The sequence below is a fragment of the Sphingopyxis fribergensis genome (assembly GCF_000803645.1).
GTDB classification, from domain to species: domain Bacteria; phylum Pseudomonadota; class Alphaproteobacteria; order Sphingomonadales; family Sphingomonadaceae; genus Sphingopyxis; species Sphingopyxis fribergensis.
Window position 1 is genome coordinate 146,654 of the sequence record NZ_CP009122.1, and the last position, 10,847, is coordinate 157,500.

The following is a 10,847-nucleotide window of genomic DNA, read 5'->3' on the forward strand; positions in this document are numbered from 1 at the left end:
AAGGCCGCCCTAGATTGCTTCGCTACGCTCGCAATGACGAGAACGTAAGGGTCAGAACCCGACCTTCTTCGCGCGCTCGATGCACTCGACGATGATGCGCTTGGCTTCGTCAACATCGCCCCAGCCGTTGAGCTTCACCCATTTGCCGGGTTCGAGATCCTTATAGTGGCTGAAGAAATGCTCGATCTGCTGGAGCACGATCGGCGGCATGTCGGTGTAGCTTGCGACATCGGCATAATAGGGAAAGGTCTTGTTGACCGGGACGCACAGCAGTTTCTCGTCGCCGCCGGCATCGTCGACCATCTTGAGCACGCCGATCGGGCGGCACTTCACCACCGCGCCCGCGACGATCGGCGAACGCGCGACGACCAGCGCGTCGAGCGGGTCGCCATCGTCACCGAGCGTGTGCGGAATGAAACCGTAGTTGGCGGGGTAGCGCATCGGCGTGTGGAGGAAGCGGTCGACGAACAAGGCGCCCGATGCCTTGTCGAATTCATATTTCACCGGCTCGCCGCCGATCGGAACTTCGATCAGGACGTTCAGGCTGTCGGGCGGGCTGTCGCCGGCGGGGATCAGGTCGATGCGCATGGGAGAGTGGAGTCCTTTATCTGTTGTCCGCCGAATCTTTTTAGAGGCGGCGGCGCGGCGCCAATAGCCGATCGAACCAGTCGGGGCCACTCCCGGTTTTTTCGAGATGCGGCCAGCGCAGCCCGCCATGATAGTCGATCTCGATATTTCGATAGCGCCCGCCGCGTTCGACGAGCAGCCGCACCGGGGTCTTTCCGTCGGTCGCCGCGCGGACTGCCGCCTCGATCCGCTCGCGGCTGTAGCTCACCCCTTCGACCGCGACGATCTTTGTCCCGTTGATAATGTCGGCCTTGAACGCCGGGCCTTCCCACAGGATGCCGGTCGCAACCCCGTCCTTGTCGATCGTCATGCCCAGCGAATGGGTGAGGTCGGCGTTCTTCGCCTGCGCCATGCGGTCGCGGTCATAGACATTGGGCGCGTCGCGCCAGACGAGGCGATATCCCGCGCGTTCGATGCCGCCGGTGGGCGCCGGCTGCCCGCTCGCCTGCATGCGTTCGCGCAGGAAACGTGCCCAGTCATAGGGGTGGACCGCGTTCAGCGCCGCGACGACATCGTCGAAATCATATGTGTCCTGCCCAAAATCACCCTCGCGGCCGCCGAAAAAGGCGCGTGCGAAATCGTCGAGGCTTTTGGCGTCGTTCGTCGCCTGGCGGATCAGCATGTCTGCTTCGAGCCACATCAGCGACCCTTCGTTGTAATAATCCTCGTTGCGCGACCAGCTCGAAAACGGCTTGGGCTTGCGCGCCGCGATGACCGGGTCGAGCGTCGTATCTTCCACCGACCGCCACGCGCGGCCCGGCTGCGCGCTGTAATAGCCGGCATTGGTCGCCCATTCGGCGAGGATCATATCTTTCGATTGCATTCCCGACCGCCCGGCGAGGACGAGATCCCAGAAGCTGGTTTGTCCTTCATAGACCCACAGAAGATTGTCCTGCATCGGCGTGCGATAGTCGGGGGTCCAAAGCTTGTCGGGACGGCGATATTTGCCGTTCCAGCTGTGCGTCAACTCGTGCGGTAGCAGCCCGCGTTCCCAGTCATTGTCATCCCATTTGGTGAAATAGTCTACATTGCGGCTGTTTTCGCTGCTGCGATGATGCTCGAGCCCGATGCCGCCGAGTTCGTCGGTCAGCGCGAGCAGGAATTCATAGCGGTCGAAATGCCGGACCCCGAACAATGCGACCGCCTCCGACACCAGTGCGGCGTGGCGCGCGATATGGTCGGGGCTTGCGTCGAGATATTTGGCTTCGTCGGCGACGACGTTGAGCGTCACCTTATTGCCGAGGTCCCATTTGCGGAAAAATCTGCCGGCGAACATCGGGCTGTCTAACAGCACCTCATAATTGGTCGGGGCAAAGCTGTAGCGATTGCCCGACACTTTGAGCCCGTCGAGCGCCGAGGCGCCGGTCCAGCCTTCGGGAAGCGTGACCTCGAGCTGCACCGGGATCGCGCGGGTGAAATAGCCCGCGGGATAGAGGCTGACCTGTTCCCATTGCAGGTTCATCATCGCGGGGGTGACGACGACGCGGCCCTCGCTGGTGCGGGTCGGCGAGAGAAAATCGAAGGCGACGTCGATGCTTTTGGTCCCTGGGGGCACGTCGATATCGAACGCGTAAACGTCGGTCGGCTGGCGCGTCCAGGTCAGCGGTTTGCCGCCGACGCTTGGCCGGAAACCCGCGACTTCGGCGATCGCGCCGCGCGGCGCGTGCTTGCCGGGCAGCCATTCGGGATAGAGCAGGGTGAGCTTGCCCGCTTTCGCCACGGGGATCGTCTGGCGGACGTGGAAAATTCCGCGCGCAACGTCGGTCGCGTCGACCTTGAGCTGCATGGTGCCCGGATAGGGCCTGTCGGTCGGCAACGGGATCGTCAGCGGCTGGACGACGGGTTGCGGCCGGCTGTTGCCATCCTGGGCATTTGCGGCGGGGGCGACGGACAGGGCGATCAGGGACGCTGCGACCAATAGTGCTTTTTTCATGGGCAGCACCTCTGCCGCCAAATGTCCGCAACGTCCAGTCGCCGCTCTGCAAGCGACTTTGCCTTTCGACCAAAAAGCATTAGACGCCGCGACCATGAGCAAGGACAAATCCGCCAAAATCCCGACGCCGCAGGCCGTGCGCGGCACGCAGGACATGCTTGGCGATTTCGCCGACCGTTTTGCGCATGTCGTCGAGACGTTCGAGCGTGTGCGCCGCCTCTATGGCTACAAACGGATCGAAGTGCCGGTGATCGAACCGACCGCGGTGTTCGCGCGGAGTCTGGGTGAGACGACCGATGTTGTGTCGAAGGAAATGTATTCGTTCGACGATCGCGGCGGCGAATCGATCACGCTGCGCCCCGAATTCACCGCGGGCATTGCGCGGGCGTACATCACCAACGGCTGGCAGCAGTATGCGCCGCTGAAGGTGGCGACGCATGGGCCTTTGTTCCGCTACGAACGCCCGCAAAAGGGGCGCTATCGCCAGTTTCACCAGCTCGATGCCGAAGTTTTGGGCAGCGACAGCCCTCTCGCCGATGCTGAACTGCTGGTGTTCGCGGATCAGTTGCTCAAGGAATTGGAGATCGTCGAGGGCGTAACCTTGACGCTCAACACCCTCGGCGATGCGGCGAGCCGCGATGCCTGGCGCGCGGCGCTGGTCGAGCATTTCGAAAGCCATCGCGGCGATCTGTCCGAAGACAGCCTGGCGCGGCTCGATAAGAACCCGCTGCGCATTCTCGACAGCAAGGATCCCAAAGACCGCCCGATCGCCGACAGCGCGCCCGACATCGACGCATTTCTGACCGGCGAAGCGCAGGATTTCTTTGGTGCGGTGACGTCGGGGCTCGACGCCGCGGGGGTTGCGTGGGAACGCAATGCGCGGCTGGTGCGCGGGCTCGACTATTATCGTCACACGGCGTTCGAATTCGTCACCGACCGGCTGGGCGCGCAAGGTACCGTGCTCGGCGGTGGCCGCTATGACGGGCTGATCGAAGCGCTCGGCGGCCCCCCCACGGCGGCGGTCGGCTGGGCGGCGGGGATTGAGCGGCTGGCGATGTTGCTCGAAGAATACTCTAGCGATGAAGTGATTGCCGTTATCGCGGACAATCCGAGCCGCCTTGAGGAGGCGCGTAGGATTGAACAGCATCTTCGCTCGGCTGGCCAACCGGTGCTTTCGATCTTCAAGGGAAACAGCAAGAAGCAGGCTGAAAAGGCCAAGGCGCAAGGCGTCGGTGCACTCCTTTACGTTCGCGATGATGAGAAGCCCAATCGCCGTCTCCACCTCACGGAAGTGACGCGAAAGGGTGATGAAGGGACTAGGCGATTGCTGGAGATACTGGGGAAGCTGCCGTCAGAATATTCGGAACTGGAAGGTGACGACGACCCGCAGTAGTCCCCACCTCGTCACCCCGGACTTGATCCGGGGTCCAAGCGGCACCGGCGGCCATGGATCCCGGATCAAGTCCGGGATGACGAAGAATTGAAACGACAGTGAGTAGATGACCCAGGTTTCCGAACGCCAGATCGACGCCATCATTGAACGCCACGCCGCGCTGCAAGCGCGCATGGCGACGGGCGAAATGGCGCCGGCAGACTTCGTTGCGGCGTCGAAGGAATTTGCCGAGCTCGAACCCGTCGCGACCGCTGCCCGCGAAGTCGTGCGGCTGCGCGGCGAACTCATCTCGCTGGGCGAAATGCTCGCCGATCCCGAGATGAAGGCGATGGCGGCCGAGGAGATTGCGGCGGTCGAGGCGGCGCTGCCCGCCGCCGAGCATGATCTTGCGCTTCAGCTGCTGCCCAAGGACGTCGCCGACGCGCGCGCCGCGATGCTCGAAATCCGCGCCGGGACCGGCGGTGACGAGGCGGCGCTGTTCGCGGGCGATCTGCTCCGCATGTACAGCCGCTATGCCGACGGGCAGGGGTGGAAGGTCGAAATCATCTCGGCGAATGAAGCCGAAATGGGCGGCTATAAGGAGGTCGTCGCGTCGGTGACGGGGCAGGGCGTGTTCGCGAAACTCAAGTTCGAGAGCGGCGTCCACCGCGTCCAGCGCGTTCCCGCGACCGAAAGCCAGGGCCGCATCCACACCAGCGCCGCGACCGTCGCCGTGCTGCCCGAGGCCGAGGAAGTCGACGTCGCGATCAACGACAGCGACCTCAAGATCGACATTTACCGCGCGAGCGGGGCGGGCGGCCAGCACGTCAACACCACCGATTCGGCTATCCGCATCACGCATATCCCGTCGGGGCTCGTCGTGATCCAGCAGGACCAGCGCAGCCAGCACAAGAATCGCGCCAAGGCGATGCAGGTGCTGCGCGCGCGGCTCTTTGACCTTGAGCGCGCCAAGATCCACGACGCCGAGGCGTCGGCGCGCAAGTCGATGGTCGGGTCGGGCGACCGCTCCGAACGCATCCGCACCTATAATTTCCCGCAGGGGCGCGTCACCGACCACCGCATCAACCTGACGCTCCACCGCCTGCCCGAGATCATCGAGGGCGCGATGGACGAGCTGATCGATGCGCTGATCGCCGAGGATCAGGCGCAGCGGCTGGCGGGGCTGGGTGATTGAGCAGCCCAACTTTGCGGGGGTGGCCGAATCGCTCCGCACGGCCGCCAATCTGCTTACCGGCATCAGCGACACGCCGCGGCTCGACGCCGAGCTGCTGATGGCGCACGCGCTTGGCGTCGAGCGACAGCATGTGCTGCTCGACCCGGCGCGGTATGAAATGCCCGAGCTTTACGCCCATCTGGTCGCGCGGCGAATGGCGCATGAACCGGTCGCCTATATCGTCGGCTACCGCGATTTTTGGACGATCAGGGTCGCGGTGGGCCCGGGCGTGCTCGTCCCCCGGCCCGACAGCGAGACGTTGATCGAGGCATGTCTCGATTTTGCGCGGCACGAGCGAACGCAAGGCTGGCCCGAACGGATCCTCGATCTCGGCACCGGGCCGGGTACGCTGTTGCTCGCCGCGCTGAGCGAATTTCCGCGCGCGACCGGCCTGGGGATCGACGCATCGGAACAGGCGCTGGCCTATGCGCGCGACAATGCCGAAGAACTGGGGCTCGCCGACCGCGTATCGTTTCGGTCGGGCGACTGGGGGGCGGGGGTCGCGGAACGATTCGACCTCATCCTCTGCAATCCACCTTATATCGCCGACTCCGAAGCCTTGATGCCCGATGTAGCCCATCACGAGCCCGCGGGCGCGCTTTTCGCCGGCGTCGACGGACTCGACGACTATCGCCGGATCATCCCCGATTTGCCGCGTCTTTTGGCGCCCGGCGGCATCGCAATCCTTGAAATCGGGCACACACAACATATGTCAGTAAGCGAGCTCGCCGAAACTGCGGGATTCAAGGTCGCCTGCAGACAGGATCTGGGCGGCCGCGACAGGGCGCTTTTGCTGACCCGCGCCTGACACGCCCACAAGAATTCGCTTGGTTTCCGCCGCAAAGCGCGGTAGGGGCGGCTTACAGACCTGATCGGGGTCCCTTTGGCGATGCGGACAGCATCGATACTGGTCCGACTGGTTTGCTTCCCACTTACGATGCTGGTGCGGGACCGTGGGGTCCGGCGCAAGCGGTAAAGGGCAAGGCCGCGCAAGAAGCGCGGGCACGACGCGCAGACAAGCGCGGTCGGCCAAAAGGGGTTGGCATAGCTTATTAGCTTATCGACAGGATGTCTCAGTTGAACATGAACAACCGACAGAACGGTCGCCGTCGCGGCCGTAACAACAACAGCAACAACAATAACAATCGCCCGCAATCGGGTGGACGCGGCGGGGTCGACCAGGCCAACCGTATCGACAGTCGCGCACGCGGCAACGGCGCCCAGATGATCGAAAAGTACCGCAACCTCGCGCGCGACGCGCAGCTTGCCGGGGACCGGGTCCAGACCGAATATTATCTGCAGTTCGCCGACCATTATTTCCGCGTCGTGAGCGATTTCCGCGCGCGTCAGGAAGAAAAAGCCGCGGCGAACGGACAGGAACGCAGCCACGACCGCAGCCGCGAGATTCGCGGCGTCGAAGATTTCGACGGCCACGACGATACCGACAGCGATTTCGAAGCCGACACTGCCCGCGACGATAGCGACAATGGCGACGACCGCGGCGAGCGGAACGAGCGCGGCAATGATCGGGGCGACCGCAACGAGCGGAATGACCGCGGCCATCGCGGCAACCGCGAACCGCGCGGGGACCGCGACGACGACAATCGTGGCAATCGCGAACCGCGCGGCAATCGCGACGATGATAATCGCGGCAACCGCCAGCCGGCGCGCGCGCGTCCTGTCCGCAATCGCGACGAGGACGAGGCCCGCGACGACCGCAGCGAAGCCCCCGCCGTGCGCGAAGAAGCCGCCGAGCAGGAACCCGCTCCGCGTCCCGCGCGCCGCCCGGCCCGCCGTCCGCGTCAGGACGACAGTGCCGACAATGGCAATGCCGGAATCGACACCGCCGTTCTGCCGCCCGCGATCGGCCGTCCCGAACGCGCCGTCGAAAGCGATGCCGAGGGCGAAGCGCCCGCCGCCAAGCCGCGCCGCACGCGCCGCACCCTGGCGACGCGCAGCACCGACGTCGAAGCGGCCGAATAAGCCATCGATTTCACGCTGGTTTTTCCGATTCGCATGACATAGCCTCCCCGCGGGATATCCTGCGGGGAGGTTTTTTATGCGCGTGTTGGCCTTGGCCTGTTTGCCGCTGCTCGTTGGCGGAACGTCGACCGACCTTTTTGCGCAGGATGTAACGACCGGCAACGCACAGGGCGACGTCGCAGTCACCATCTATAATAATGGTCAGTCGCTGGTTCAGGACGACCGCCAGCTGAGCGTCGCCGCCGGGCGCAACCGCATCGAATTTCCCGACGTGTCGGCGCGCATCCGCCCTGAAACGGTGACGCTGTCGGGCCCCGGCATCGGGATCGTCGAACAGAATTTCGATTTCGACCTGCTCACGCCCGACAAATTGATGGACAAGGCGGTCGGCCAGTCGATCACCCTCGTCCGCACCAATCCCGCGACCGGCGCCGAACGTAGCGAGCGCGCCAAGGTGCTCGCGGCGAACGGCGGCATCGTGCTTCAGATCGGCGAGCGCATCGAGGTGCTGCGCGACGACGGCCTGCCCGTGCGCGCGGTGTTCGACCGGCTGCCGCCCAATTTGCGCGCGCGGCCGACGCTGTCGGTGACGGTCGATGCGGCGAGCGCAGGCACCGTCCCGGCGCGGCTTTCCTATCTCACGCCGAACCTTGGCTGGACCGCCGATTATGTCGCGCTGTTCGACGCTGCCAAGGGGGCGATGGATATCCAGGGCTGGGTGACGCTGACCAACAGCACCGGCACGACCTTCAACAATGCGCGCACTTTGCTGGTGGCGGGTAATCCGGGCGGGGGCGGCGGTTTTCGGCAGATGAGCGGCGCGATGGATTCGGCGGGCACCGAATCGAATGATCGCGAGCGGCTCGGCGATTATTATCTCTATCCGCTGGCGGTGCGGACGACGATTGCCAACGCGCAGCAGAAGCAAGTGAGCTTTCTCGACGTGAAGGGCGCGCCCGCGCGTTCGACCTATGAATATGTCAATCGCTGGCTCGGCAGTAACAATGAGCCCGTCAGCACCGCGAGCGTGCTGCGCTTTTCGACCTCGCGGCAGGGCGGGCTTGGCGACCAGCTGCCCGCGGGCACGATTCGCGTCTATATGCGCGACGCGCGCGGCGATCCGCAATTCATCGGCGAGAATCGCATCGACCACACGCCGATGGGGTCGGCGATGTCGCTGCGCACCGGCGACGCGTTCGACGTGAAGGTCCAGCCCACCGTCGTATCGCGCACGCGCAAGGGCGATTCGCGCTGGGTGACGAAGATGAAATACACCGTCAGCAACGCGCGGCCGGCGCCGGTGACGGTACTGCTCGCGCAGGACGGGCTCTATGGCGATGTGCGGATCAGCGACGAAAGCCTGAAGGGCGAGCGCATCTCGGCCGACCGCGTCGAATGGCAGGTGCCGGTGCCAGCGAACGGCAAGGTCGACCTGACCGTCACATTCGATTCGCGTTACTGAGCGCCACGCGATGCGGGCCTGGCCCCCGTTGATATGGGTCGCGGCGCTGCTCGCGCCCGCGCCCCTGATTGCGCAGACGTCGATCGCCGTATCGGCCAAGATCGACGATGCCGCGGTCACCGTCTATCGCGCGCCGAGCCGCGGCGCCGGGCCGATAGACCCGAACTGGCCGCGAGGCTTTGCCTTCATCACCGAGACGCGCACCGTCACGCTGCCCGCCGGGACATCGGTGCTGCGATTCGAGGGCGTCGCCGAAGGGCTGCTCCCCGAAACCGCAGTGGTCAGCGGTCTGCCCGACGGGGTGATCGAGAAGAATCGCGACGCGCGGCTGCTGTCGCCCGCAGGACTGGTCGACGCCTATCTCAAGCGCAGCGTCACGCTGCGGCGCACCAGCCGTGCGACCGGCAAGGTCGTCGAGCAGGATGCGGTGATCCAGTCGGGACCGAACGGCGGCGTCATCGTCCAGACTGCGGCCGGGGTCGAGGCGCTTGCCTGTTCGGGGCTGCCCGAACGCATGCTCTATCGCGAAGTGCCCAAGGATCTTTCGGCCAAGCCGACACTGTCGGTGCTCGTCGAAAGCAAGGCCGCGCGGACGGTAAAGGTCCAGCTTCTCTATCTCGCCGAAGGCTTCGATTGGGCGGCCAATTATGTCGCCGACCGCCGCGCCGACGGCAAGACGCTCGGGCTGACCGGCTGGATCACCGTTGCGAACGGCGGGGTCACCAGCTTTCCGCGGGCGCAGCTCAATGTGATCGCGGGACGCCTGAACAAGATGTACCGCCCACCGCTCCCGCGCAGCACGCCGGGGCCGTTGGTGCTCAAATGCTGGCCGATGGATATCACGAGCACGCATCCCTTGTGGGAGCTGCCACCGATCATCGAATTCGAACAGAGCTACGCCGAAGCGGACGCTTCGGAGGTGATCGTGACCGCACAACGCCTCGATCGCCGCGCGATGGCCATGGCGCCGCCGCCTCCGCCACCTCCGCCGCCCGCACCACCTCCGCCGCCGCCGGCGGAGGACCTGGGCGATCTCAAATTCTATCGCATCCCCTTTCGCGTCGATGTGTCGGCGAAGGGGCAGAAGCAGGTCGCGCTCCTCGCGAAAGACAAGGTCGCGGTCGAACAGCTTTATGCGGCGACACTCAACGATTATGGCGACGGCCGGCCGCAGCCGTTGATGATGCGTCTGCGCGCACAGAACCGCGAATCGGACGGACTTGGCCTTGCGCTTCCGGCCGGCATGGCGACGGTGTTCGAAACAATCGGCGATCGCCGTCTTCTCGTTGGCGAAGCGGCCATCGGCGACAAGGCCAAGGATGAACGCGTCGACTATGACATCGGATCGAGTCCCGCTGTCCAGTATAAGGTCACGGTCCAGCCCGACGCCAAGGACGATTACCGGCTGTGGCAGGTAACGCTGACCAACGCGCGGCCCTTTGATGCCGAGGTCGAAATTCTGATCCCCTTCGCGCTCGATCCGACCCCCGATGGATGGGAGCGCCGTGGCAGCAGCTGGGTCTGGCGCGTCCGCGTCCCCGCGAACGACAGCCTCGCCCAGAACTTCCGACAGAAATTGAAGGGCGATTGATTCGCCGCTTAGACCGGCGGCAGCGCCCGCGGCCGGTGATTCTCGTCGAGCGCGACGAAGGTGAACAGGCCCTCGGTCACGCGTTCCTCTGTCCGGCCGCCGTCGCGCGTTGCGATCACCTCGATTCGGATCCCCATCGACGTGCGTCCGCGGCGTTCGAGCGTCGCATAGACCGAGATGATGTCGCGCAGCAGGATGGGCGCGATAAACTCCATCGTCTCGATGGCAACGGTCGCGACCGCGCCCTGCGCCTCGCGTCCGGCCACGATGCCGCCGGCGATGTCCATCTGACTCAGCACCCAGCCGCCGAAGATATGGCCGTTGGCGTTGATGTCGGCAGGGCGGGGGACGACGCGCAGGATCGGGTCGCGCGGGCAGTCGGGCGTATTATCTGTCATGATTCATATCCGGGTCGTTTTCAAAAGGGTCTTCGATCGATTCGTCGTGGCCGCTGCCGCTCGACAGGAAGACGAGCCCCATCAAGGCTGCGCCGAGCAGGACCGACAGGCCGACGCCGGCCGCGGTCGCGATGATCATATGAATGGTGAGGGCCTCGCCCATCGTGAAACGAAGCCAGCCGAGTGCGCCGACGACCGCGAGCAGCGACACCAGCGCCATGCCCTTCATCAGCCGGCGATAGCGGGC

General features: G+C 64.8%; 10 protein-coding genes (1 of these 10 cut by a window edge). 6 read left to right on the plus strand and 4 right to left on the minus strand.

Features of this window, described 5'->3' with window-relative positions; all coding sequences use genetic code 11:
• Positions 1-51: 51 nt before the first annotated feature.
• Positions 52-588: an inorganic diphosphatase gene (gene ppa, locus SKP52_RS00580; protein WP_039570537.1), complete on the minus strand. Its 537-nt coding sequence runs from the start codon at positions 586-588 to the stop codon at positions 52-54.
• A gap of 40 nt (positions 589-628) precedes the next feature.
• A complete protein-coding gene (locus tag SKP52_RS00585) occupies positions 629-2,560 on the minus strand; it encodes a M61 family metallopeptidase (RefSeq protein ID WP_039570541.1) in 1,932 nt (643 codons plus the stop codon).
• A 94-nt stretch (positions 2,561-2,654) separates the two neighbouring features.
• Here SKP52_RS00585 and hisS point away from each other — a divergent pair, with 94 nt between their 5' ends.
• The 6 genes from hisS (at position 2,655) to SKP52_RS00615 (ending at position 10,202) form a co-directional block, all read left to right on the plus strand.
• Positions 2,655-3,953 carry a histidine--tRNA ligase gene (gene hisS, locus SKP52_RS00590; protein ID WP_039570543.1) on the plus strand — a complete coding sequence of 433 codons (1,299 nt, stop codon included), beginning with the start codon at positions 2,655-2,657 and terminating at the stop codon, positions 3,951-3,953.
• A gap of 106 nt (positions 3,954-4,059) precedes the next feature.
• Positions 4,060-5,127 carry a peptide chain release factor 1 gene (prfA, locus tag SKP52_RS00595; protein ID WP_039570547.1) on the plus strand — a complete coding sequence of 356 codons (1,068 nt, stop codon included), beginning with the start codon at positions 4,060-4,062 and terminating at the stop codon, positions 5,125-5,127.
• Positions 5,120-5,974 (plus strand): peptide chain release factor N(5)-glutamine methyltransferase, encoded by an 855-nt coding sequence (gene prmC / locus SKP52_RS00600; protein WP_407695059.1) that lies wholly within the window; start codon positions 5,120-5,122, stop codon positions 5,972-5,974. Before prfA ends, prmC begins: the two co-directional genes overlap by 8 nt.
• A 275-nt stretch (positions 5,975-6,249) precedes the next feature.
• Positions 6,250-7,149 (plus strand): DUF4167 domain-containing protein, encoded by a 900-nt coding sequence (locus SKP52_RS00605; RefSeq protein WP_039570551.1) that lies wholly within the window; start codon positions 6,250-6,252, stop codon positions 7,147-7,149.
• Between the two features lie 76 nt (positions 7,150-7,225).
• Entirely contained in the window at positions 7,226-8,611 is a 1,386-nt protein-coding gene (locus tag SKP52_RS00610) for a DUF4139 domain-containing protein (RefSeq protein WP_039570553.1), read from the plus strand.
• A 10-nt stretch (positions 8,612-8,621) separates the two neighbouring features.
• Positions 8,622-10,202, plus strand: coding sequence for a DUF4139 domain-containing protein (locus SKP52_RS00615; RefSeq protein ID WP_039570555.1), 1,581 nt, complete (start codon positions 8,622-8,624; stop codon positions 10,200-10,202).
• An 8-nt stretch (positions 10,203-10,210) separates the two neighbouring features.
• Here SKP52_RS00615 and SKP52_RS00620 read toward each other — a convergent pair whose 3' ends face one another.
• Both SKP52_RS00620 and SKP52_RS00625 read right to left on the minus strand, forming a co-directional pair.
• Positions 10,211-10,600, minus strand: coding sequence for an acyl-CoA thioesterase (locus tag SKP52_RS00620; protein WP_039570557.1), 390 nt, complete (start codon positions 10,598-10,600; stop codon positions 10,211-10,213).
• On the minus strand, positions 10,590-10,847 hold the 3' portion of the coding sequence (locus tag SKP52_RS00625; protein ID WP_039579233.1) for a hypothetical protein. It continues 51 nt past the right edge of the window; only the last 258 of its 309 coding nucleotides appear in the window; its start codon lies beyond the right edge, outside the window; the stop codon is at positions 10,590-10,592. Before SKP52_RS00625 ends, SKP52_RS00620 begins: the two co-directional genes overlap by 11 nt.